Origin of the sequence: Streptomyces sp. NBC_00028 (assembly GCF_045041065.1) — a bacterium.
In the GTDB taxonomy this organism is placed as follows: Bacteria; Actinomycetota; Actinomycetes; order Streptomycetales; family Streptomycetaceae; genus Streptomyces.
The window spans coordinates 7,774,917-7,796,551 of the sequence record NZ_CP108293.1 but is presented as its reverse complement, the minus strand read 5'-3'; the positions used below and the strand labels follow the sequence as shown (position 1 = coordinate 7,796,551).

General features: G+C 71.6%; 23 protein-coding genes and 1 pseudogene. 10 read left to right on the top strand and 14 right to left on the bottom strand.

Annotation, left to right across the window (positions count from 1 at the left end):
- Positions 1-118 precede the first annotated feature (118 nt).
- Entirely contained in the window at positions 119-1,114 is a 996-nt protein-coding gene (locus OG885_RS35170; protein ID WP_399957475.1) for a phosphatase PAP2 family protein, read from the top strand.
- A gap of 87 nt (positions 1,115-1,201) precedes the next feature.
- Here OG885_RS35170 and OG885_RS35165 read toward each other — a convergent pair whose 3' ends face one another.
- On the bottom strand, positions 1,202-1,417 hold the full coding sequence (locus OG885_RS35165) for an I78 family peptidase inhibitor (protein ID WP_307032708.1): 216 nt from the start codon (positions 1,415-1,417) through the stop codon (positions 1,202-1,204).
- 362 nt (positions 1,418-1,779) lie between these two features.
- Here OG885_RS35165 and ctaD point away from each other — a divergent pair.
- Positions 1,780-3,351 (top strand): annotated as a pseudogene (ctaD, locus tag OG885_RS35160) (cytochrome c oxidase subunit I); the annotation flags it as partial.
- 43 nt (positions 3,352-3,394) lie between these two features.
- On the opposite strand, the gene OG885_RS35155 reads toward ctaD, so the two are convergent.
- The 4 genes from OG885_RS35155 to OG885_RS35140 form a co-directional block, all read right to left on the bottom strand.
- Entirely contained in the window at positions 3,395-4,435 is a 1,041-nt protein-coding gene (locus tag OG885_RS35155; protein ID WP_405738481.1) for a helix-turn-helix transcriptional regulator, read from the bottom strand.
- A 58-nt stretch (positions 4,436-4,493) separates the two neighbouring features.
- Positions 4,494-4,850: a hypothetical protein gene (locus OG885_RS35150; RefSeq protein WP_405738478.1), complete on the bottom strand. Its 357-nt coding sequence runs from the start codon at positions 4,848-4,850 to the stop codon at positions 4,494-4,496.
- Between the two features lie 79 nt (positions 4,851-4,929).
- Positions 4,930-6,228: an ABC transporter substrate-binding protein gene (locus tag OG885_RS35145; protein ID WP_405738475.1), complete on the bottom strand. Its 1,299-nt coding sequence runs from the start codon at positions 6,226-6,228 to the stop codon at positions 4,930-4,932.
- On the bottom strand, positions 6,197-6,748 hold the full coding sequence (locus tag OG885_RS35140; RefSeq protein WP_405738472.1) for a hypothetical protein: 552 nt from the start codon (positions 6,746-6,748) through the stop codon (positions 6,197-6,199). Before OG885_RS35140 ends, OG885_RS35145 begins: the two co-directional genes overlap by 32 nt.
- Positions 6,749-6,871: 123 nt before the next feature.
- Between OG885_RS35140 and OG885_RS35135 the strand changes: the two genes are divergently transcribed.
- The 3 genes from OG885_RS35135 to OG885_RS35125 are packed head-to-tail and all read left to right on the top strand — an operon-like array spanning position 6,872 to position 10,845.
- The gene (locus OG885_RS35135) at positions 6,872-7,339 is read left to right on the top strand and encodes a hypothetical protein (RefSeq protein ID WP_405738469.1); all 468 of its coding nucleotides are present in this window, start codon (positions 6,872-6,874) and stop codon (positions 7,337-7,339) included.
- A 12-nt stretch (positions 7,340-7,351) separates the two neighbouring features.
- A complete protein-coding gene (locus OG885_RS35130) occupies positions 7,352-10,114 on the top strand; it encodes an ABC transporter permease subunit (protein WP_405738466.1) in 2,763 nt (920 codons plus the stop codon).
- Positions 10,111-10,845: an ABC transporter ATP-binding protein gene (locus OG885_RS35125; RefSeq protein WP_405738463.1), complete on the top strand. Its 735-nt coding sequence runs from the start codon at positions 10,111-10,113 to the stop codon at positions 10,843-10,845. The genes OG885_RS35130 and OG885_RS35125 overlap by 4 nt, the downstream gene beginning before the upstream one ends.
- Here OG885_RS35125 and OG885_RS35120 read toward each other — a convergent pair.
- Positions 10,736-11,374 carry a transglycosylase family protein gene (locus tag OG885_RS35120; protein ID WP_405738460.1) on the bottom strand — a complete coding sequence of 213 codons (639 nt, stop codon included), beginning with the start codon at positions 11,372-11,374 and terminating at the stop codon, positions 10,736-10,738. The genes OG885_RS35125 and OG885_RS35120 overlap by 110 nt on opposite strands.
- Positions 11,375-11,682: 308 nt before the next feature.
- On the opposite strand from OG885_RS35120, the gene OG885_RS35115 reads away from it, so the two are divergent.
- Both OG885_RS35115 and OG885_RS35110 read left to right on the top strand, forming a co-directional pair.
- Complete coding sequence (locus OG885_RS35115; RefSeq protein WP_399957452.1) at positions 11,683-12,465, top strand: hypothetical protein; 783 nt, start codon at positions 11,683-11,685, stop codon at positions 12,463-12,465.
- Positions 12,466-12,530: 65 nt separating this feature from the next.
- On the top strand, positions 12,531-12,926 hold the full coding sequence (locus tag OG885_RS35110) for a hypothetical protein (protein WP_399957449.1): 396 nt from the start codon (positions 12,531-12,533) through the stop codon (positions 12,924-12,926).
- A gap of 56 nt (positions 12,927-12,982) precedes the next feature.
- Here OG885_RS35110 and der read toward each other — a convergent pair whose 3' ends face one another.
- From der to OG885_RS35080, 6 genes are all read right to left on the bottom strand, one after another.
- Entirely contained in the window at positions 12,983-14,461 is a 1,479-nt protein-coding gene (gene der, locus OG885_RS35105) for a ribosome biogenesis GTPase Der (protein ID WP_405738457.1), read from the bottom strand.
- A gap of 79 nt (positions 14,462-14,540) precedes the next feature.
- Positions 14,541-15,224 carry a lysophospholipid acyltransferase family protein gene (locus OG885_RS35100; RefSeq protein WP_405738454.1) on the bottom strand — a complete coding sequence of 228 codons (684 nt, stop codon included), beginning with the start codon at positions 15,222-15,224 and terminating at the stop codon, positions 14,541-14,543.
- On the bottom strand, positions 15,182-15,868 hold the full coding sequence (gene cmk / locus OG885_RS35095; protein WP_399957441.1) for a (d)CMP kinase: 687 nt from the start codon (positions 15,866-15,868) through the stop codon (positions 15,182-15,184). Before cmk ends, OG885_RS35100 begins: the two co-directional genes overlap by 43 nt.
- Before the next feature lie 110 nt (positions 15,869-15,978).
- Entirely contained in the window at positions 15,979-17,064 is a 1,086-nt protein-coding gene (locus OG885_RS35090) for a prephenate dehydrogenase (RefSeq protein ID WP_329340832.1), read from the bottom strand.
- On the bottom strand, positions 17,061-17,429 hold the full coding sequence (gene aroH, locus OG885_RS35085) for a chorismate mutase (RefSeq protein ID WP_329340830.1): 369 nt from the start codon (positions 17,427-17,429) through the stop codon (positions 17,061-17,063). The genes OG885_RS35090 and aroH overlap by 4 nt, the downstream gene beginning before the upstream one ends.
- 100 nt (positions 17,430-17,529) lie before the next feature.
- Positions 17,530-17,934 carry a YidB family protein gene (locus tag OG885_RS35080; RefSeq protein ID WP_405738449.1) on the bottom strand — a complete coding sequence of 135 codons (405 nt, stop codon included), beginning with the start codon at positions 17,932-17,934 and terminating at the stop codon, positions 17,530-17,532.
- Between the two features lie 152 nt (positions 17,935-18,086).
- Here OG885_RS35080 and OG885_RS35075 point away from each other — a divergent pair, with 152 nt between their 5' ends.
- Genes OG885_RS35075 through OG885_RS35065 form a run of 3 tightly spaced genes read left to right on the top strand, consistent with a single transcriptional unit; the run spans position 18,087 to position 19,767 of the window.
- Positions 18,087-18,743, top strand: coding sequence for a hypothetical protein (locus OG885_RS35075; RefSeq protein ID WP_405738446.1), 657 nt, complete (start codon positions 18,087-18,089; stop codon positions 18,741-18,743).
- Between the two features lie 26 nt (positions 18,744-18,769).
- Positions 18,770-19,357 carry a DUF6529 family protein gene (locus tag OG885_RS35070; protein WP_405738443.1) on the top strand — a complete coding sequence of 196 codons (588 nt, stop codon included), beginning with the start codon at positions 18,770-18,772 and terminating at the stop codon, positions 19,355-19,357.
- Complete coding sequence (locus OG885_RS35065) at positions 19,354-19,767, top strand: Rieske (2Fe-2S) protein (protein ID WP_399957424.1); 414 nt, start codon at positions 19,354-19,356, stop codon at positions 19,765-19,767. The genes OG885_RS35070 and OG885_RS35065 overlap by 4 nt, the downstream gene beginning before the upstream one ends.
- A 35-nt stretch (positions 19,768-19,802) precedes the next feature.
- On the opposite strand, the gene OG885_RS35060 is transcribed toward OG885_RS35065, so the two are convergent.
- Both OG885_RS35060 and OG885_RS35055 read right to left on the bottom strand, forming a co-directional pair.
- Positions 19,803-20,822, bottom strand: a complete 1,020-nt coding sequence (locus OG885_RS35060) for an ADP-ribosylglycohydrolase family protein (RefSeq protein ID WP_405738439.1) — start codon at positions 20,820-20,822, stop codon at positions 19,803-19,805.
- Complete coding sequence (locus OG885_RS35055; RefSeq protein ID WP_405738436.1) at positions 20,819-21,538, bottom strand: NUDIX hydrolase; 720 nt, start codon at positions 21,536-21,538, stop codon at positions 20,819-20,821. The genes OG885_RS35060 and OG885_RS35055 overlap by 4 nt, the downstream gene beginning before the upstream one ends.
- Positions 21,539-21,635 lie beyond the last annotated feature (97 nt).

The following is a 21,635-nucleotide window of genomic DNA, read 5'->3' as shown; positions in this document are numbered from 1 at the left end:
CCCGATTGTGGATTCCTCGGAAATAAACCTCCCCCTGAGAGGAATCCCACATCACATCGTCATCACAAAGCCGTGGATTCGACCGGGAACAGAGCTCACTCGCTGTAACGTCGATTGGGTGCGTACCGAACGAAACCTCACCCGTCTGGACCGGGTGTTCGCCAGACTGGACCGTGAGCCGGAACGACCGGCTCACCTCGACGTGCCGAAGATGTCCCGGCACCGGGTCGCGCTGCTCGCCGGAACCCTGCTGTTCTACCTGGCGATCGTGTGGCTCGTGGTGGACACGTCGTGGCTGGTCCGGCTGGACTGGCAGGTCATGTTCTTCCGGCCGTACCAGCAGTGGCAGGAGATCCACTGGTTCGTCGACTACTACGTGGTCCTCGGCCAGCGCGGCCCGACCGCGGTGATGGTCGCGGCCTGGCTGGGCTGGCGCTCCTGGCGACAGCACACGCTGCGCCCGATGCTCACGCTGGGCGCCTCGCTGCTGCTGCTGAACCTCACCGTGGGCGCCGCCAAGCTCGGCATGGGCCGTCTCGGTCCGCACTACGCGACCACCATCGGCGCGAACGAGATGGGTCTGGGCGGCGATATATTTCCCAGCGGCCACACCGCGAACGCCGTGGTCACCTGGGGCATCCTGGCCTATCTGGCCTCCACCCCGAGAGCCCGCAGATGGCTGTCCGCCGTCTCCGCCGTGACCTCGCTCGGCGTCGGCCTCGCCACCGTCTACCTGGGTACGCACTGGCTGAGTGACGTCATGCTCGGCTGGACCGCGGGCCTGCTGGTCCTGCTGGCCCTGCCCTGGTGCGAGCCCCTCATCACCCGCACCGAGACCGCGCTCTTCGACCTGCGCGACCGCTGGCGGGCCCGCCGCGCCGTCCCCACGGCCGTCAAGCCCGTCGAGGTCCCGGTGCCGCTCAAGCCGCGCACCGCTCCGCAGAGCGAGCCCGCGGCCCGCTCGACCCGGGCGCCCGCCTATCTGGCGCCGGGCCCGCACACGGCCCGCTCGGAGCGCACCCCGGTCACCCCGGTCGGCCCGCGCCGGCCACCCCATCCCGACCGCGTCGCCCGCGGCACGACCTCGGCGGCCCGCCCCCTGACAGGCGGATAGGCCACCGGCGGACAGCGGGGACGGTACGCACACACCCACCCCGCAGCGACGGCCCCCGCTCCACCGAGCGGGGGCCGTCGCCCTGTGTCAGCCCTTCCAGGACCGCGCCACGCGCCCGTCCTTCACCTCGAAGTTCAGCCGACCGCTGCGGTACTCCATCGTGATGATCGCTCCGGGCGGCAGCGAACGGACCGTGGACCAGCCCTTCTCGCGCGCGAGCCGCTCGGCCCGGGCCTGTTCCAGGCCGACATAGGCGTCCGGATTGTCGTGTGGTTCGGCGGGCGGTTTCGGTATCGGTGCCATACGGCCACGCTAGGGCCTGGGCGCGCGCCGGGGCCAGAGAACAGGACACGGTGGGTAGCTGATCCCTCTCCGGTCACGCTTCTGTCACAGGATCCCGACAGTCGTTTCCCTCGGCCGGTGTCACACGAACGGGCGGTTCCCTACGCCTTCCGCGCGCAATCGAACGTAATTCCCGCGTGTCGTGATCACTCCCCGAATAACGAGACGGAAAGGTGCGGAAAGGTTCCGGTGGGCGCGCCTCCGGGGCCTTTCCATTCCGATTCGGCACAGCGCCACGGAAGCTGACACCACATAGGAAAAACACGCTTCCCGCACAGAACCCCCGCACGCCCCCTGTCGCGGTGCGCGGCGACGCGAGCATCATGACGGCTGACCCGGGACGCGACGAGCGAAGGGGCGAGCGAGCGATGGGCACCCAGACCGTGCACACGGCGGAGCGACCCGTGCGGACCAGGAACCACGGCAAGGTCGTCGTCGACTGGCTGACCACCACGGACCACAAGAAGATCGGTCATCTCTACCTGATCACGTCGTTCGTGTTCTTCCTGATCGGCGGGGTCATGGCGCTGCTGATGCGCGCCGAACTCGCCCGGCCGGGCTTGCAGATCCTCGACAACCAGCAGTTCAACCAGCTGTTCACCATGCACGGCACGATCATGCTGCTGCTGTTCGCGACGCCGAGCTTCGCGGGCTTCGCCAATGAGCTGATGCCGTTGCAGATCGGCGCGCCGGACGTGGCGTTCCCCCGGCTGAACATGCTGTCGTACTGGTTCTTCCTGTTCGGCGGGCTCATCGTGCTGGGCTCGCTGCTGGTGCCGTCCGGGCCCGCCGCCTTCGGCTGGTTCGCCTACGCGCCGCTCAACAGCATGGAACGCTCGCCGGGCGTCGGCCCCGACCTGTGGATCATGGGGCTCGCCCTGGCCGGCTTCGGCACCATCCTCGGCGCGGTCAACTTCATCACCACGATCATCGGGATGCGCGCGCCCGGGATGACGATGTTCCGGATGCCGATCTTCACCTGGAACACGCTGTTCACGTCGATCCTGATCCTGATGGCGTTCCCGGTGCTCGCGGCCGCGCTGCTGGTGCTGGAGGCGGATCGCCGGTTCGGCTCGCAGGTGTTCGCGTCGGCCAACGGCGGGGCGCTGCTGTGGCAGCACCTGTTCTGGTTCTTCGGACATCCCGAGGTCTACATCATCGCGCTGCCGTTCTTCGGGATCATCACGGAGATCCTGCCGGTCTTCAGCCGCAAGCCGCTGTTCGGCTATCTGACGCTGATCGGCGCGACGATGGCGATCACCGGTCTGTCGATCGTGGTGTGGGCGCACCACATGTTCGTCACCGGCGCGGTGCTGCTGCCGTTCTTCTCGTTCATGACGTTCCTCATCGCCGTGCCGACGGGCGTGAAGTTCTTCAACTGGATCGGCACCATGCTGAAGGGCTCGCTGTCCTTCGAGACCCCGATGCTGTGGTCGTGCGGCTTCCTGGTGACGTTCCTGTTCGGCGGCCTGACCGGGGTGATCCTCGCGTCCCCGCCGCTGGACTTCCATGTCTCCGACTCGTACTTCGTCGTCGCGCACTTCCACTACGTCGTGTTCGGCACGGTCGTCTTCGCGATCTTCGGCGGCTTTTACTTCTGGTGGCCCAAGTTCACCGGCAAGATGCTCGACGAACGGCTCGGGAAGATCCAGTTCTGGACGCTGTTCGTGGGCTTCCACACCACGTTCCTGGTGCAGCACTGGCTGGGCGCGGAGGGCATGCCGCGCCGGTACGCCGACTATCTCGCCGCCGACGGGTTCACCGCCCTCAACACCGTCTCGACGATCGGCGCGTTCCTGCTCGGCATCTCGACGCTGCCGTTCCTCTACAACGTCTGGAAGACCGCCAAGTACGGCGAGAAGGTCGAGACCGACGACCCCTGGGGCTACGGCCGTTCGCTGGAGTGGGCGACGTCCTGCCCGCCGCCTCGGCACAACTTCACGACGCTGCCGCGGATCCGCTCCGAGTCCCCGGCGTTCGATCTGCACCATCCGCAGTACGCGGCGCTCGCTCCCCAGCCCGAGCCAGAGAGCGAGCAAGCCGGCCGTGAGCCGTCCTGATCGCCTCCGTCAGCTCGGCGGGCTCCAGCACCTCGAACTCGAAGCCCGTCATCATCACGTGAATGACCATCACGTCGAGGCTCGCGGCCCCGGTGCGCAGGACGCAGGCGTCGGGTCCGTCCGCCTCCAGCTGTCCGGCGCTCGGTGAGATCCGCTCGGCGGCCTCCGCGAGGGGCACCAGCAGCCGGACGACGGCATGGGCGGCGTACGCGCGCGTGGAGACGCCCCGGGAGACATACGCGGCGAGGTCCTCGGCGGGCGGGGTGCGCGGGGTGAAGCGGGGCCCGTGCGGGGGCCTGGGCGTGACGCGGTCGACGCGGAAGGTCCGCCAGTCGTCGCGGTCGAGGTCCCAGGCGACCAGGTACCAGCGGCGCTCGGTGCAGACCAGGCGGTGCGGTTCGACGGTACGACGGGTCGAGGTGCCTCCGTGGTCGCTGTACTCGAAGCGCAGCCGCTCCGCGTCCCGGCAGAGATGGGCCAGCTCGGTCAGCACGGCCGGGTCGACGGCACCGGGCTGCGGGCCGCGCAGCATCGGCACGGTGAAGGCGTTCAGGGCGCCCACGCGGCGGCGCAGCCGGTTCGGCAGGACCTGTTCCAGCTTGGCGAGGGCCCGTACCGACGTCTCGCCGATGCTCTCGATGCCCTGCCCGGCGGCCGTGCGCAGACCGACGGCCACGGCGACGGCCTCGTCGTCGTCCAGCAGCAGCGGCGGCAGCTCGGCGCCCGCGCCCAGCTGGTAGCCGCCGCCCGTGCCGGGGCTGGCGTTGACGGGGTAGCCCAGCTCACGCAGCCGGTCCACGTCCCGGCGCACGGTACGCGGGGTGACGCCGAGGCGGTCGGCGAGATCGGCGCCGGACCAGTCGCGGTGGGCCTGGAGGAGCGAGAGCAGGCGCAGAAGTCGTGCCGAGGTCTCCAACATGGGGCCGAGTCTGCCAGCGCTCGCGGACAGCGACGGTCCGCAATGCCCTCCGCTTCCGCTACTTCCCGCAGCGCAGACTGAGGTTGCCGTGCCGGGTCTCGTACGGGACCCGGCCGTCGGCGGCCCGCAGGTCCATCAGGCCGGGCATCAGCCGCCGCTCGCCGTCGTCCACGCGCGCGTAGGCGTCCCAGCAGCCGTCGGGGAGGCCGACGCTGCTCGGCAGGGCCGCGCGCAGCCGGCCGTCGGCGGCCGGGGTCAGCGGCAGGAACACCTCCTCGTGCCCGTCACGCCGGCGCAGCACGAGATGGGCGGCGCCGCCCTCCCCGTCCACGGTGACGTCGAAGGTCAGCCCGCCCGCGGAGTCGGCGATGCAGTCGGCACGCAGGGGTGCCGTCGGCCGGGCCAACGTTGTCATGCGGTACGGATCCTTCCTGGCTCTGCTTCCTGGTGAGACCCGCGACTTTGCCCTTTGGTTGCCTTGCCGGCCGGTTTCCTTACTGGCGATAGGAAAGCTGGGGCACCTCGAAGCAGGTGTCGTTCATGTCGCCCTGCGAGACCCACCCCTTCCCGTCCTGCCAGCGGGCCACGGACAGACAGGTCCGGCGGGTCTTCGGCGGCTCGGCCAGCCGTTCGAACCGGACCGGGAGCAGCAGCCCGTCGGCGGTGTAGTCCTCGCCGCGGTTCATGAACCCGTCGACGCACGCGCGCGTGACACCGCTCCCCGCCTTCGCACACGCGGTGGCCGCGTCCGTGAACCACATGGCGGCCGCCCACCCCTCCAGCTGCCACTGGGAGTGCGTTTCGAGGCCCTTGGTGGCGTCCCGGAACTCCCGTACCGCCGCCTCGCCCGTGTCCTCGTGGTTCCGGCTGGACCCGGTGGCCCACAGGGCGTTGCGGCAGCGCGGGGAGTCCTTGTACTCGTCGGGGACGGCGGAGGTCCAGTTCTGCACGTTGGTGACCTTGGCGATGACCCGGGCACCCACGTCGTCCATGGCCTTGCACAGCTGGGCGTTGCCGTGCGCGTCGATCGCGTCGAACACGAGGTCGACGCCCCGGTCCTTGAGATCGGCGGCGACGGCACGGAAGTTGGGCAGCGCGAAGTCGACCTGCTCGGTCACGACGTCGTATCCCTCGGCCTTCAGCCCCTGGACGACGAGCCGGGCGTAGGCGGCGGACGCGGCCTGGTTGTACGAGACGACGGCGGCCGTACGGGCCCCTTGTTCGCGCTTGAAGTACCGGTAGACCTCGGTGCCGCCGTACTGCCGTCCGTCCCAGCCGGTGGTGCCGTCGCGGGGCGCGAGGCTGCCGTAGATGCCGTACAGGTGCGGCCAGGTGTCGTACGCGTTGCCGATGGGCTGGCCGCCGATGTCGGGCACGCGCGCGTGGGAGACGCGGGAGGCGCCCGCGTAGTCGAGGGAGGTGGTGGCGACCAGGGCCACCACGTTCTCCTCGTCGATCAGCCGGTGCACACAGGTGTTGTTGCCGACGCCGCTGCCGCCGTCGTCGCACTCCCGCACCTCGACCGGGCGGCCGTCGACGCCCCCGCGCGTGTTGAGACGGTCGAAGTACGCCTTGGCGCCGTCGCGGGGCCCGGTGAAGGCGTCGCCGCCGACCGGGCTGGTGGCGCTGGTGACGATGCCGACACGGATCGGGGCGGTGTCCTGTGTCGGCGTGGTCCGTCCGCGGTGCTCGAAGTCGCTCTCCGGGAGCCTGCTGCCGCACGCCGTCGTCAGGGCGAGCAGCAGCACCACGGCCGCGGCCTCAGCAGCCCGGCAGGGCCGACGCCGTCGCATTCCCGCTCAGCTGGACCAGGGCGCACAGGGTCGTGACAGACACCTTCCAGGTGCCGTCCTGTTCCACGGCCGTCCCGGAGGCGTCCGGCAGGGCGGTCGCGCCGTTCAGGAGCAGGGTGTACGTCACGGTCGCGTCGGTCGGCGCGGTGAACTCCACCTTGGTGACCTCGGCCTTCACCTGTCCGCCCCGGTCGTCGCCGCTGAAGGCCGCCAGGACGGGACCCATGTTGTCGCCGTTCTCCAGGACTGCCTGCTTCTCCTTCGTGGAGGTCTTGGGGTCGAAGAACTTCTGCCAGTTCTCCTTGACCTCCTTCTCGGCCGCCGCCTCGTCGGCCGGCCCGCTCGCGGACGGACTGGCGGGCGCGCTCGTCGTCGTCTCCGGGACCGGGCTGGGCGGCGGGCTGTCGCCGCCACCGCCGCTGTCGTCGCTGCACGCCGTGAGGGACGCGGCGAGGACGAACACCGCCGCCACCAGCCCTCGGCTGCCGTTCCCCCATGTGCGGTCGCTCCCGAGAACCATCTGGCTCACCACCGGGTGTCGGTCCGGGCCATGTGCGCCCGGTGCTTTCAGGGTCAGCTTCCAGAGTGCATAGTGCAAAAGATTGGCTGACATGGACAGGCACGCGACATGTGGGAGCCAGAGATGCGGACAGCCCGACTGCGGACCGTGCACCCCGTCCAGTGGGCCGGCTGGGCCGCGCTCGCCGCGGGCGCGGTGCTGTGCGTCCTCGGCTGGTACGGCGTCTCCGGCGAGCGGTTCGCCGAACGCCAGCTGCCGTATCTGGCCTCCTGCACGGTCCCCGGCGCCGCGCTGATCGTCGCGGGCGCGGTCCTGCTGGCGCACGGCCGGGACACGCTCGCCGCCGCGCGCGTGGCGGAGCTGTACGGCCTCCTGGTGGCCGCCGAGCCGGAGAGTCCCGCGGAGCCGGCCACGGCTCCCCTCGCCATCAGCGGGGATCTGCTGATGGTGCCGGGCGGCACGCTCTGGCACCGCGCGGACTGTCCGCTGGTGGCCGGGAAGGTGGAGGCCGTGCCGGTGGACAGGAAGCTGGTGGCCAGTGGTGAGCTGGGCGCCTGCCCCATCTGCGAGCCCGCCGAAGAGACCGACTGAGACCCCGCGCCGATGTCGTCCCTCACCTACGACCTCACGCTCGCCGGGCTCTCGGTCGGCAGCGCCGCCGCGCTGACCGGGATCGGCCTGATCGTGACGTACCGCGCGACGGGCGTCCTCAACTTCGCGCACGGGGCGATCGCCATGGTGTGCGCGTACGCGCTGCGGCAGTGCGTGGTCGAGTGGGGCTGGCCCCTGTGGGCGGGAGCGGCGGCGACGCTGTTGCTGCTGGCGCCGGTCCTCGGAGTAGCCCTGGAACGCTGGGTCTTCCGGCCCCTGTCCGTCCTCGGGGGCGACCCGGCGCAGACCCTCGTCGCCTCGATCGGGGTGTTCGTGCTGCTGGTGGGCGGGGCCGCGCTGCTGTGGGGCCAGGGAGCGCGGGACGACGCGCCGGAGCTGGTGTCGTCGGACCCCTGGGGGCAGTTGGCGGTCGTATTGGTCCTCGCGGCGGGCGTGGGCGCGATGATCCGCTGGACGCGCTTCGGTCGTGAGCTGCGCGCGGTCGTGGACGACCGCCAACTGGCCGTGCTCGGCGGGATCGACGCGGACCGGGTGGCCGCGGCGGGCTGGGCGTTCGGGTCGTTCACGGCGGGCCTGACGGGCGTGCTGCTGGCGCCGTACGTGCGCCTGGACCCGTACGGCCTCCCGCTGCTGGTCATGGAGGTGGTGGCCGTCGCGGTGGCGGCCCGCATGCGCAGCCTGCCGGTGGCGGTGCTGGTGGCGCTGGCGATCGGGGTGGGTCAGAGTCAGCTGACCCGTCTGCACCCGCCCGGCTGGGCCGAGCCGCTGCTCCAGGCGGTCGGCGCGAACCTCTTCGTGGTGGCCCTGCTGCTCGCCGCCCTGGTCCTCCCGGGCGTCGGCACCCGGGACGCCCTCCCGCGCACGGCCACCGCGCGCGTGCCAACACCGCCGGGCGCGTGGATCGTGGCGGTGGTGCTGTTCCTCCTCCCCCTCGGTTTCGCGGGCTCGGACCTCCATACGTCGGTGCAGGTGCCGGCGCTGGGGGTGGTGCTGCTGTCGCTGGTGGTGGTCACGGGCAGGGGCGGCCAGATCTCGCTCGGTCAGGCGGCGTACGCGGGCCTCGGCGCCCTGTTCACGGCGCTGCTGGCGGCGGGCCGCTTTCCGGGCGTGCCGCAACTCCCCGAGCTCCCCGCCCTCGCCCTGGCGGTCCTCCTGGTCGCCCCTCTGGGCCTCCTGACCGGCTGGCCGGCGATCACCCGCCGTGGCCTGGCCCTGGCGCTGGCGACCTTCGCGGTGGGCGTGGGGGTGAGCCGGTTCGTCTTCGCGCAGCCGTACGCCACGGCGGGCCTGTCCCTGGACCGCCCGGCGGGCTTCGAGGGCGACCGCGCCTACTACGTCCTGGAGTTGGCGCTGCTGGCGGCGGCCCTGTGGGCGACCCGGCTGCTCCGCGCGGGCCGTACGGGCCGGGCCCTGGCGGCGATGAGGGACCACGAGGCGGGCGCGTCGGCGGCGGGCGTCCGGGTCCCGTCCCTGAAGCTCCTGGCGTTCGTCGCGGGCGCGGCGTTGGCGGCCCTGGGCGGCGGCCTGCTCGGCATGGGCGTACGCGCCTTCGACCCCGGCGCCTTCGACCCCGTCCGCGGCCTGCTCTGGTTCGCCGCGGTCATGGTCCTGGGCGCCGACAGCACCCTGGGCGCCCTGACCGCGGCGGCCCTGCTGGTGGGCCTGGACGCGGGGGCGCGGGGCGGGGTGGCGGCGGCCCTGATCGGGGTGCTGGCAGTCCTGGTGGGCCGCTTCCCCGGCGGACCGTACGAGGCCCTGCTGACGGGGGCGGGGCGGCTGCGGGCGCGGAGGGCGGTGAGGCTGACGCCGACCGGGGTGGAGGTACGGAGACGCCTGAGAACCCGAGAACACCAAACAACAGCCGCAGCCGCCGACGGCGCTCAACCCCCACAAGAGCCACCCGCACCCGACCACGAAACCCGCACGCGCGGCGCGACCAACAACCACAGCACAGCCGCAGCCGCCGACGGCGCTCAACCCCCGCAAGGGCCACCCGCACCCGACCATGAAAGTCGCACGGGCGGTGCGGGTGGGAAACACCACGCGGCCGCAGGCCGCGTGCTCACCACCCACCGCCTCACAGCCCGCTACGACACCTTCACCGCCCTCGACGGCATCGATCTCACCGTCCACCCCGGCCGCGTCACCGCCGTCATCGGCCCCAACGGCGCCGGCAAGACCACCCTCTTCAACTGCCTCGCCGGCACCCACCACCCCACCCACGGCCAGGTCCGCTACGCCGACCAGGACATCACCCGCCTCCCCGCCCACGCCCGCACCCGCCTCGGCATCGCCCGCACGTTCCAGCGATTCGCCGTCTTCCCCTCCCTCACCGTCGCCGAGAACGTCCGCGTGGGCGCCGAACAGACCCACGCCCCCGACCCGGAAGCCGCCACCCACCACGCCCTGAGGCTCCTCGCCCTGGACGGCCCTCTCCGCGACCTCCCCGCCGCAGGACTCCCCACCGGCACCCTCCGCCGCGTGGAACTCGCCCGTGCCCTGGCCGGCAACCCCCACGTCCTCCTCCTCGACGAACCCGCCGCAGGCCTCGACACCGCCGAAGTGGCCGCGCTGGCCCGCGTCCTGAAGGCACTCGCCGCCGACGGCACCGCCCTGCTCGTCGTCGAGCACGACCTCGACCTGGTGGCCGACCTCGCCGACGTCGTCCATGTCATGGCCGCGGGCCGCATCATCGCCTCCGGCCCGCCCGAGCACGTGCTCGACACCCTCGGCACCCAGGAGACCCCGGCATGACGACCCTCGCCCTGCGCCACGCACGCGTGCGCTACGGCCCCCTGGAGGCCCTCCACGGCGTCACCCTCGCCGCCCCGGCCCCCGGCCTCACCGTCCTGCTGGGCCGCAACGGCTCCGGCCGTACGAGCGTCCTGCGCGCCCTCGCCGGAACGGTCCCGCTCTCGGGCGGCGCCGTCGTCTGGGACGGCGCCGACATCACCCGCGTCCCCGCCCACGAACGCGCCCGCCGCGGCCTCCACCTGGTCCCCGAGAGCCGCGCGGTGTTCGGCTCCCTCACCGTCCGCGAGAACCTCGAACTGGCCGCGCCCGCCACCACCCCGGCCCTCGACGCGTACCCCCGACTGGAGGCCCTGCTCCCCCGTCGGGCCGGCACCCTCTCCGGCGGCGAGCAGCGCATGCTCGCCCTCGCCCGCGCCCTGCTGACCCGCGCGTGCGTCCTGCTCGTCGACGAGCCGACACAGGGCATGTCCCCCACGGTCGCCGCCCGCACGTACGCCCTGCTGGCCGGGCTCGACGCGTGCGTGGTCGTAGCGGAACAACGCCTGCCATCAGCCCTGCGCGACCGAGCGACGGCCGCCTCCCCCGTCCTCGTGCACGAACTGCGCCGGGGCGAGGTCGTGTTCAGCGGAGAGGCGGCCGAGCGGACACAGGGTCGAGAGGCGCGCCGAACACCACCGCGGCCCGGCGCGAACCCTTCGTTCCCTTCGCGCCCTTGGCGCTCTTCGGAATGACCAGCAGCGTCCCCACGTTCAGCCGGTCCGGACAGCACCCGACGATGTCCTTGTTGGCCTGGTACAGCGCCCGCCATCCGCCCTGGACGCCGTACTTGCGGGCGAGCCCCGAGAGGGTGTCGCCGGCCTTCACCGTGTGCATCCGGCCCTGGAGGCCGTACCGCCGGGAACAGACCGGCCAGGCCTCCCAGCCCTGCACGGCCAGCACCTCCTGGGCGACGGCGATCTGCTGCGCCCGGGTGGCGAGGTCCGCGCGCGGGGCGTACTTCAGCCCGCCGAACTCCTCCCAGGTGGGCTGCCAGAACTGGAGCCCGCCGTAGAAGCCGTTGCCGGTGTTCGCGGTCCAGCGTCCGCTGCTCTCGCACTCCGCGACACAGCTCCAGGGCCAGCCGTCGCGGGCGCAGTCGTACGGCACCGTCGTGGAGGACGGGCCCGGGGACGGGGGCGGCGGGGCCGCGTGTGCGAGGGCGGGGGCCGCCCCGGCGAGCAGGCAGACGGCGAGGAGCAGCTTGAGCGGCGTGCGGTACATCGGCCCACGCTAAGCAGGGCGTCCGGCGCCCCCGTCGATACACGACCGGCACGGGCGCGGGCCCCACTCGGTCGGCGGACCGGCCGGACAGGGCCCCAGCGCGCCGCCACCCCAGGTATCGACCAACCAACATCCTTGGATTTACACAGACTTGACCATAAATGCCCGATTCCACACCCCGTGGTGGCCCGTTGCGCCGCATGGTTCGATTCCGTTCGCTCTGAAGCGTGACTCCCGCCACAGATCGCCCGTTGTCTTCTTCATGAGCCCGGGACCCACCCGGGCACCGCTTCCTGAGGGAGTCACCCGTGCCGCGCTTGCTCGACGTCAGCGACGAAGTTCGCGCCGAGATCGGCGACGAAGAGGCCGACCGGCTGCTCGCCGGAGACAACGCCCCCGGCAGTTACGACTGCACGTCCTGCCGCACCCCCGGCGACTCCGAAGCGGAGCGCACCAGCACCGTCCTGTTCATCGGTGACGAGACCGCCGTCCTCGCCTTCGCCCACGCCACCTGTCTGCCCTCGCAGGTCGTCCAGGTCACCGAGGAGCAGCTCCAGGGAGCGGTCAGGTCCATCACCGGCGACACCGTCGACCTGGACCCCGACAAGGTCGTCCCCGAGCAGGCGGTGCTCGGCGTCACCAGCGGACTGGTGCTGATCGCCGGGGAGTTGCACCCGGCGCTCGTGGTCGAGCCGACGGGGCCGATCGTGCGCCCGGGCGCGACCGGCGTCGGCGACGACTTCCTGCCGCTCCTGATCGAGCAGGGGTTCATGCCGGTCACCGAACTGTCCGAGGTGCCGCCGGTGTTGCATGGCTGGTCGGTGCTGCTGGCCATGGGTCAGCTGCACGCGGTGCTCCAGCCCTCTGCCAACGGCGGTCAGCCGGTGGCCTGGTGGCAGGCGCATCAGCCCCTTCAGGTCACCGAGGGCTGGCGGGCCGCCGCCAACAAGCACCAGCAGGTACTGATGTTCGCGGCGCCGGTGGGCTCGATCGGCCGTCAGCCGCGGGAGGACCTGCTGCGGGACGCCATCGACAAGGCCGCGGCCAACGGCAAGTTGGTCGCCTCGGCGCTGCCGCTCGCGGGGACGTGACCCCGACGCCCCTGTGCACCTGAACGCGCCCGCATCCCCTGAAGACTGCGGTCGTTTGGACATACGTGCACGCATACGAAGTTCCCCGCCGCCCGTCCTTCCAGTCGATCCCCTCGTCGCGGTCGACTCCGGACCCGCTCGGCGGTCCCTCGGCCACGCCGATCTACGACGCGCTCTACGCCGAGTACGTCAAGTCGTTCCGGACGCTGCCGGGTGACCGCAGCGGCGAGGACGAGCTGGACTTCGTTGCCTTCGGGAACCTCGCCCAGGGCGCGGAGTCGTACGGCGGGCACCGGCCGGGGTCGTTCAGCAGCTCGTACAGCGCCTACAGCGCGGGCGCGCACAGCGCCCGCGTGGGCCAGCAGCAGTCGCAGTGGCAGCGCGTCGGGCAGGTCGGGCAGCACGGCACGATGGTGCAGCATGTGCCGGCCCTGCCGCCGGGCCCCCGCCGCGGCCTCTGAGGAAGCACGGAAGGGCGGCCCCCGCAACGGGGGCCGCCCTTCCGTGTGCCGTACGTCTACTTCTTCTTGTTGCCGCGCTTCTCGCGCACCCGCACGGAGATGTGGATCGGGGTGCCCTCGAAGCCGAACTCCTCGCGCAGCCGGCGCTCGATGAAGCGGCGGTAGCCCGCCTCGATGAAGCCGGAGGCGAAGAGCACGAACCGCGGGGGCTTGGTGCCGGCCTGGGTGCCGAAGAGGATGCGGGGCTGCTTGCCGCCGCGGATCGGGTGCGGGTGGGCGGCGACCAGCTCACCGAGGAAGGCGTTGAGGCGGCCGGTGGGGACGCGCGTCTCCCAGCCCGCCAGCGCCGTCTCGATCGCCGGGACCAGCTTCTCCATGTGCCGGCCGGTGCGCGCGGAGACATTGACCCGGGGCGCCCAGGCGACCTGGCCGAGCTCGGTCTCGATCTCCCGCTCCAGGTAGTAGCGGCGCTCCTCGTCGAGGGTGTCCCACTTGTTGTAGGCGAGGACGATGGCGCGGCCCGCGTCGACCGCCATGGTGACGATGCGCTGGTCCTGGACGGAGATGTTCTCGGAGGCGTCGATCAGGATGACCGCCACCTCGGCCTTCTCGACGGCGGCCGCGGTACGCAGCGAGGCGTAGTAGTCGGCGCCCTGCTGGAGGTGGACGCGCTTGCGGATACCGGCGGTGTCGACGAACTTCCAGGTGACGCCGCCGAGTTCGATCAGCTCGTCGACCGGGTCACGGGTGGTGCCCGCGAGTTCGTTGACGACGACACGCTCCTCGTTGGCCACCTTGTTCAGCAGCGAGGACTTGCCGACGTTCGGGCGGCCGATGAGGGCGATGCGGCGGGGGCCGCCGACGGCGGTGCCGAAGGTCTGCTCGGGGGCCTCCGGCAGGGCCTCCAGGACGGCGTCCAGCATGTCGCCGGTGCCGCGGCCGTGCAGCGCGGAGATGGGGTGCGGCTCGCCGAGGCCGAGGGCCCACAGGTAGGCGGCGTCGGACTCGCCGCTCTGGCCGTCGACCTTGTTGGCGGCGAGCACCACCGGCTTGCCGGCCTTGCGCAGCAGTCGTACGACCGCCTCGTCGGTGTCCGTGGCACCCACCTTGGCGTCGACGACGAAGACGACGGCGTCGGCCGCCTCGATCGCGTACTCGGCCTGGGCGGCGACGGAGGCGTCGATGCCGAGGACGTCCTGCTCCCAGCCGCCGGTGTCGACGACCTTGAAGCGGCGGCCGGCCCACTCGGCCTCGTAGGTGACCCGGTCGCGGGTCACACCGGGCTTGTCCTCGACGACCGCCTCGCGACGGCCGATGATGCGGTTCACGAGCGTCGACTTGCCGACGTTCGGCCGGCCGACGACGGCGAGCACGGGCAGCGGCCCGTGGCCGGCCTCCTCGATCGCGCCCTCGACGTCCTCGAGATCGAAGCCCTCTTCCGCGGCGAGCTCCATGAACTCCGCGTACTCGGCATCGCCAAGCGCTCCGTGGTCGTGCTCTGCGAAAGAGCCCTCGGAGTCGATGTGGTCGTTCATGAAGTCCGTACCTCGTCGTTCATCGTGGTGATCGGTGGACCGGCCGGTTTCTCCGGATTGATCCACTACTTAGTGTCGCCTAGCGCCCGGTCAGGCGCCTGGCGTTTTCCAGGTGCGCGGTGAGCTGCTTCTGGATGCGTTCGGTCGCTTCGTCGAGCGCCTTGCGGGTGCGCCGCCCGGAGCCGTCGCCCGCCTCGAACGGGTCACCGAAGACCACGTCGATGCGGCTGCGCAGCGGGGGCAGCCCCTTTATCAACCGTCCGCGCCTGTCGGAACTTCCCAGTACGGCGACCGGGACGATCGGGGCGCCGCTGCGGACCGCGAAGTACGCGAGCCCGGCGCGCAGCGCGGCGAAGTCGCCCTCACCGCGGGTGCCCTCCGGGAAGATGCCGAGGACACCGCCGGCGGAGAGCACGTCCAGGGCCTGGGTGATCGCCCCGCGGTCGGCGCCCGAGCGGTCGACCTTCACCTGGCCGATGCCGAGCAGGAACGGGTCGAGCGGCCCGATGAACGCTTCCTTCTTGATCAGGAAGTGCGTCGGCCGGGGCGCGACGCCCATGACCATCGGGCCGTCGATGTTGTGGGAGTGGTTGACGGCGAAGATCACCGGCCCGGCCGCGGGTACCTTCCAGGCGCCGAGCACGCGCGGCTTCCACAGCCCGTACATCAGGCCGACGCCGATGCGCCGCCCGACCTCGGCGCCCCGCAGGGAGGGTGCGGTCACTTCCCGGCCCGCTTCTCCTCGACGAGGGTGACGACACACTCGATGACCTGCGCGAGCGTGAGCTCGGTGGTGTCCACCTCGACCGCGTCGTCCGCCTTGGCGAGCGGCGAGGTCTTACGGGAGGAGTCGGCCGCGTCCCGCTTGATCAGGGCCTCGCGGGTGGCGTTGACGTCGGCGCCCTTGAGCTCACCGCTGCGCCGGGCGGCACGCGCCTCCGGCGAGGCTGTGAGGAAGATCTTGAGGTCGGCGTCGGGCAGCACGGTCGTACCGATGTCCCGGCCCTCGACGACGATGCCCTTCTCCGCGCCGGCGGCGATCGAGCGCTGGAGCTCGGTGATCCGGGCCCGCACCTCGGGCACCGCGCTGACCGCGCTGACCTTGGAGGTGACCTCCTGGGTGCGGATCGCGGCGGCGACGTCGGTGCCGTCGACGGTGATCGTCGGGTCGGCCGGGTCGTCGCCGGAGACGATCTCCGCCTTGCCCGCCACGGCGGCGATCGCGGTCGGGTCCTCGATGTCGATCCCGTTGGTCACCATCCACCACGTGATCGCCCGGTACTGGGCGCCGGTGTCCAGGTAGCTCAGACCGAGCTGCGCGGCAACGGCCTTCGACGTGCTCGACTTGCCGGTGCCGGAGGGACCGTCGATGGCGACGATCACGGGCTGGGCGGCGCCGTTTTCCACGGGGGGACACCTTCCTGGTGCGGTGTGGTGGGGTGTGCGGGGCGCGCGAGGGCCCCGCACAAGGGTACTGGCTCGTCGGCGGCCTCCTTACGGGCGGAGGGCCGGGGCGCTCACTGCCGGATGGACCAGCCCCGCTCCCGCAGCGCCGCGGTCAGTACGGGCGCGGCCTGCGGCTCCACCATCAGCTGCACCAGACCGGCCTGCTGTCCGGTCGCGTGCTCGATGCGGACGTCCTCGACGTTGACCCCGGCCCGTCCGGCGTCCGCGAAGATGCGGGCCAGCTGACCGGGCTGGTCGTCGATGAGGACGGCCACGATCTCGTACGACCGCGGCGCCGACCCGTGCTTGCCGGGTACCCGGACCTGGCCGGCCTTCCCACGCCGCAGGATGTCCTGGATGCCGACCGCGCCCTTGCCGCGCTCGGCCTCGTCCGAGGACTGCAGCCCGCGCAGGGCCTGCACCGTCTCCTCCAGGTCGGCGGCGACGTCGGAGAGCAGGTCGGCGACCGGCCCGGGGTTCGCGGAGAGGATGTCCACCCACATCAGGGGCTCGGAGGCGGCGATCCGGGTCACGTCACGGATGCCCTGCCCGCACAGCCGTACGGCGGACTCCTCGGCGTTCTCCAGCCGTGCGGCGACCATGTTGGAGACGAGGTGCGGCATGTGGGAGACCAGCGCCACCGCGCGGTCGTGGGCGTCGGCGTCCATGACCACCGGCACCGCACGGCAGTGCGAGACCAGCTCCAGGGCGAGGTTCAGCACCTCGGTGTCGGTGTCCCGGGTCGGCGTCAGCACCCAGGGGCGGCCCTCGAAGAGGTCGCCGGAGGCGGCCAGCGGGCCGGACTTCTCCCGCCCGGACATGGGGTGCGTACCGATGTACGACGAGAGGTCGAGGCCGAGGGCCTCCAGCTCGCGGCGCGGGCCGCCCTTGACGCTGGCCACGTCGATGTAGCCCCGGGCCACCTCCCGGCGCATGGCGTCGGCGAGCACGCCGGCCACGTGGGCGGGCGGGGCGGCGACGATCGCGAGGTCGACGGGCCCCTCGGGCGCCTCGTCGGTGCCGGCGCCGAGCGCGGCGGCGGTACGGGCCTGCTCGGGGTCGTGGTCGGCGAGGTGGACGGTGACGCCCCGGCTCACGAGCGCCAGCGCTGCGGAGGTGCCGATGAGACCGGTGCCGATGACGAGTGCGGTTCTCACTGGGCGATGTCCTTGCGCAGAGCGGCGGCGGCACCGAGGTAGACGTGGTTGATCTCGGCGCGGGGCCGGTCGGACTCTATGTGCGCGAGGATCCGCACGACGCGCGGCATGGCGCCCTCGATGTCGAGCTCCTGGGCGCAGATCAGCGGTACGTCGGCGAAGCCGCTGCCGAGCTTGCGGGCCGCGGCGGCCGGGAAGTCGCTGTGCAGGTCAGGCGTGGCCGTGAACCAGATGCTGATCAGGTCGTCGGCGGTCAGGTCGTTCCGCTCCAGAACGGCGGTGAGCAGCGCTCCGACCTGCTCGTCCATGTGACCGGCCTCGTCCCGCTCTAGCTGGACGGCGCCCCGGACCGCTCGTACCGCCACGGCGATGCTCCTTGCTGATGTACGGCTCTTGGTACATCCAGCCTAGTCAGCCCGCGGGGGGCGGGTGCGGGGCGCCCGCCCCCTGAGACACCCGGGCCGTTCACACGGACTGCTGCTTGATGAGCTCCTCCAGGGACGCCGGCACCTCGCCGTTCGGGGTCATCCTGTCGACGGCCCGCGGCAGCTCCTGGGCGAGCGCGTCGGCGGCCTGGTCCGGGGAGACGCCCGCCTCCTTGGCGACCTCCTGAAGGGTGTCGTCGGGCAGCGCCTGCTGGATCTGCGCACCGGTGACCGACTGGTTCTCGCCGCTGCCGAGCCAGGACTCCTTCTGCTCGGCGAGACCCGACTTGGCGAGGGTGTCGAGCAGCCCGCCCAGCGGGTTGTCGCCGTTGCCGCCCTGCTTGCCGAGGGCGGAGAGCAGCGCGCCCAGGATGTTGCCCCCGCCGGAACCGCTGCCCGAGCCGAGCAGGCTGCCCAGGAGACCACCGAGATCGTTTCCCGCCATGATCAAAAGCCTTTCGGGAGTACGGACCCTGACAATGTCACCCGAATGTCACAGCTCCGCTACTCGGGGAGAAAACACACCGATGCGCCCCTGGACTCGGAGCCCCGTCTCCGCTCTCATGGCAGGAAGCTCGCCTCGGGGGAGGCCCCTTCATGAAGCGTTCCGGACCGCTGCTCACCCTTCTCGCGGGTCTGCTGCTAGGCCTGTTCATGCTGTCGCTCAACGCGACGACAGGCGAGAAGAAGACATCGGCGTCGGTGACGGAGTCACCGAGCCCCAAGGCGTCACCGCCGCCCACGACGAAGCCCCCGTCCCCGTCTCCCTCGCCCTCGAAGTCGCCGATCCCCAACGCCGACTACGCGGGCCGTACGGACGACGACTCCTCCGCGGTCGCCGTCTCCCTGCGGGACGGCCGGGCGATCGCGTACTTCTGCGACGGCCGGGACAAGGAGTCGTGGCTCAAGGGTGACGTCGAGGACGACGGCACCATGAAGCTCACCGGCAAGGGCGGCGCCGAGCTGAACGGCACGCTCAAGGCGGGCAAGCGGATCAGCGGCACCGTCGACATCGGCGGCGGGCACTACGCGTTCACCGCGGACAAGGCGATCAAGCCGTCCGGTCTGTACCGGGCGACGGCCACGGTGCGCGACGCGAAGTTCGACGGCGGCTGGATCGTCCTGAAGGACGGCACCCAGGTCGGCATCCTCGACAGGAACGGCAAGCCCTCCCCCGCCCCCGAGATCGACCCGGAGACGGGCGCGGTGACGGTGGACGGCCGGCAGCTCACGGCCCGCCCTGTCACGCCCTGAACTCCAGTCCGTACAAGGGAGCCGCCATGACCGTCGACCCGAACGCCGCCACCCAGGGATTCCCGCCCCCGCCGCCGCCCGCCGAACGGCCGCCGAGCCCGGCCCGCTATCTGATCCCGGCCCTGGTGGCCGCGGCGGTGGCGGTCGGCCTCGGGGTGTACGGCAAGACGCACGACCCGGCGGGCACCGCCTTCAACCTCGCCGGCTTCAGCAGCACGGGCGCCGTGAAGTCCTGGCTGGCCACGGTCGCGATCTTCTTCGCGCTGGTGCAGTTCACGTCGGCACTGATGATGTACGGCAGGCTGCCGGGCCCGAGCTGGTCCTCGACCCTGCACCGCTGGTCGGGCCGCGCGGCCTTCCTGGTGGCGGTGCCGGTCGCGGTGCACTGTCTCTACGCCTTCGGCTACCAGACATACGAAACGCGCGTTTTCTGGCACTCCCTCCTGGGTTGCTTCTTCTTCGGCGCATTCAGTGCCAAGATGCTGCTGCTCCGCTCGGAGCGACTCCCGGGCTGGCTGCTGCCGATCGTCGGCGGACTCGTGTTCGCCGCGCTCACGATCATCTGGCTGACCTCCGCCCTCTGGTTCTTCCGTACGTTCGGAGTGACGACATGACGATGCAAGGCCCGACGCGGCGTTCGGTGCTTCTCGCGACGGGCGCGGCGGCGTTCACCGTCGGGTGCAGCGAGTACGGCGACAACAACGACTCCGGCTCCGACACCGTCGAGGCGACCGCCGGAACGGAGTTGGCGAGGACCAGCGACATCCCGGTCGGCGGCGGCAAGATCTTCAAGGACGAGAAGGTCGTCGTCACCCAGCCGGAGAAGGGCGAGTTCAAGGCCTTCACCAACATCTGCACCCATCAGCAGTGCCCGGTGGCCAGCGTCTCGGGCGGCACCATCAACTGCAACTGCCACGGCAGCAAGTTCAGCATCAAGGACGGCTCGGTGGCCCACCCGCCGGCCACCCAGCCCCTGGCCGAGAAGAAGATCACGGTCGACGGCGACTCGATCCAGCTGGCTTAGTCCGCTCGCCCAGTCCACTCACCCAGTCCGCTCACCTAGTCCCAGAGCGCGCCGAGGGTCGCCAGCTCGCTCTGGTACTCGATTCGGTCCGCCCACTCGACGGGCCAGGCGTCGACCCCGTGGTACGCCCCGGCGAACGCGCCCGTCAGACAGGCGATCGAGTCGGAGTCACCGGACGTGCAGGCGGCCCTGCGCAGGGCCGTCACCGGCTCGTCGACGAAGAGCAGGAAGCACAACAGCCCGGTCGCCAGGGCCTCTTCGGCGATCCATCCCTCGCCGGTGGCGAGGCACGGATCGGTCTCCGGCGAGACGGTACGGACGGCGTCCCGCAGCCGGTCCAGGATCTCCAGGCACTCGTCCCAGCCGCGCGCGATGAAGTGCTCGGCCGAGGGGTCCTGGCTCCGCGTCCACAGATCACCGAGCCAACGCTCGTGGTAGCGGGTGCGGTTCTCGATGGCGTACGACCGCAGCAGCCCGACCAGGCCGGTCGGCTCGGCTCCTTGTGCGAGCAGCCGTACGGCGTGCGCGGTGAGGTCGGACGCGGCGAGGGCCGTCGGGTGCCCGTGCGTGAGCGCGGACTGCAACTGGGCGGCGCCGGACCGCTGTTCGTCACTGAGGCCCGGGGCGAGCCCGATGGGCGCGACGCGCATGTTGGCGCCGCAGCCCTTGGATCCGATCTGGCTGGCGTCCTGCCAGAGACGACGCTCGTCCTTCAGCAGATTGCAGGCGGTCAGACACGTGCGCCCCGGCGCCCGGTTGTTCTCCGGCGACTGGTACCAGTCCACGAACTCCTCGCGCAGCGGCCGCTCCAGCCGCAGCGGCCCGAGCAGCCCACGGTCCATGGCCGTCCGCAACCCGCGCCCGAGAGCCAGCGTCATCTGGGTGTCGTCGGACACGAGCGCCCGCTCCGGCAGCCGCATCTCCCGCCACGGCCCGCACTTGGCGAGGATCGACGGGACGTCGTTGAACTCGGTCGGGAATCCGAGCGCGTCCCCGAGGGCGAGCCCGATCAGCGTGCCGGTCGCGGCGCGCTTCCTGACGGTGGTGGCGGTCATGTGGGGCGTCCTTCCCGGGACGGTCGGAGGAGGGGCGGGTGCAGGGCGGTGGCGGGTCCCGCGCGGTAGAGCGCCGCCGGTTTGCCGCGTCCGCCGGTCAACTTCGCGGCGCCGGGGACCTGTTCGACGAAGCCGGGCGTGGCGAGCACCTTGCGGCGGAAGTTGGGCCGGTCGAGGGTCGTGCCCCACACGGTCTCGTAGACCTGCTGGAGCTCGCCGAGGGTGAACTCGGCCGGGCAGAAGGCGGTGGCGAGACGGCTGTACTCCAGCTTGGCGCCGACCCGTTCATGGGCGTCGGCCAGGATCCGGTCGTGGTCGAAGGCGAGCGGCCGGGCCCGGTCGTACGGCACCCAGCGGGCGTCGGCCGCGTCGCTGCCGCCGTGCGGTTCGGGCGCGTCGGGCAGCAGCGCGGCGAAGGCGACGGAGACGACCCGCATCCGGGGGTCACGGCCGGGCTCGCTGTAGGTCCGCAGTTGCTCCAGGTGCAGCCCGGAGACGTCGAACAGGCCGGTCTCCTCGGCGAGTTCCCGCCGGGCGGCCGTCTCGACCGACTCGTCCGGCAGCACGAAGCCGCCGGGCAGCGCCCAGTGGCCGGCGTACGGCTCCTGTCCGCGCTCGACGAGCAGGGCGTGCAGGGCTCCCTCGCGCAGGGTGAGGACGGCGAGGTCGACGGTGACGGCGAAGGGTTCGTAGGCGTGCTTGTCGTAGTCGGCCACAACCACCCCCCTCTCTTAATAGTCAGTACGACTATAAAGAGGTGGGGCGGGTTCGCACAACCCGGGTAAATGGGTTCGCGCAACCCGGGTAACCGCA

Coding starts and splice junctions, on each gene's coding strand:
- OG885_RS35165 (WP_307032708.1), bottom strand. CDS start 1,417: ATGGCACCGATACCGAAACCGCCCGCCGAACCACACGACAATCCGGAC.
- OG885_RS35155 (WP_405738481.1), bottom strand. CDS start 4,435: ATGTTGGAGACCTCGGCACGACTTCTGCGCCTGCTCTCGCTCCTCCAG.
- OG885_RS35150 (WP_405738478.1), bottom strand. CDS start 4,850: ATGACAACGTTGGCCCGGCCGACGGCACCCCTGCGTGCCGACTGCATC.
- OG885_RS35145 (WP_405738475.1), bottom strand. CDS start 6,228: ATGCGACGGCGTCGGCCCTGCCGGGCTGCTGAGGCCGCGGCCGTGGTG.
- OG885_RS35140 (WP_405738472.1), bottom strand. CDS start 6,748: ATGGTTCTCGGGAGCGACCGCACATGGGGGAACGGCAGCCGAGGGCTG.
- OG885_RS35135 (WP_405738469.1), top strand. CDS start 6,872: ATGCGGACAGCCCGACTGCGGACCGTGCACCCCGTCCAGTGGGCCGGC.
- OG885_RS35130 (WP_405738466.1), top strand. CDS start 7,352: ATGTCGTCCCTCACCTACGACCTCACGCTCGCCGGGCTCTCGGTCGGC.
- OG885_RS35125 (WP_405738463.1), top strand. CDS start 10,111: ATGACGACCCTCGCCCTGCGCCACGCACGCGTGCGCTACGGCCCCCTG.
- OG885_RS35120 (WP_405738460.1), bottom strand. CDS start 11,374: ATGTACCGCACGCCGCTCAAGCTGCTCCTCGCCGTCTGCCTGCTCGCC.
- der (WP_405738457.1), bottom strand. CDS start 14,461: ATGAACGACCACATCGACTCCGAGGGCTCTTTCGCAGAGCACGACCAC.
- OG885_RS35080 (WP_405738449.1), bottom strand. CDS start 17,934: ATGGCGGGAAACGATCTCGGTGGTCTCCTGGGCAGCCTGCTCGGCTCG.
- OG885_RS35075 (WP_405738446.1), top strand. CDS start 18,087: ATGAAGCGTTCCGGACCGCTGCTCACCCTTCTCGCGGGTCTGCTGCTA.
- OG885_RS35070 (WP_405738443.1), top strand. CDS start 18,770: ATGACCGTCGACCCGAACGCCGCCACCCAGGGATTCCCGCCCCCGCCG.
- OG885_RS35065 (WP_399957424.1), top strand. CDS start 19,354: ATGACGATGCAAGGCCCGACGCGGCGTTCGGTGCTTCTCGCGACGGGC.
- OG885_RS35060 (WP_405738439.1), bottom strand. CDS start 20,822: ATGACCGCCACCACCGTCAGGAAGCGCGCCGCGACCGGCACGCTGATC.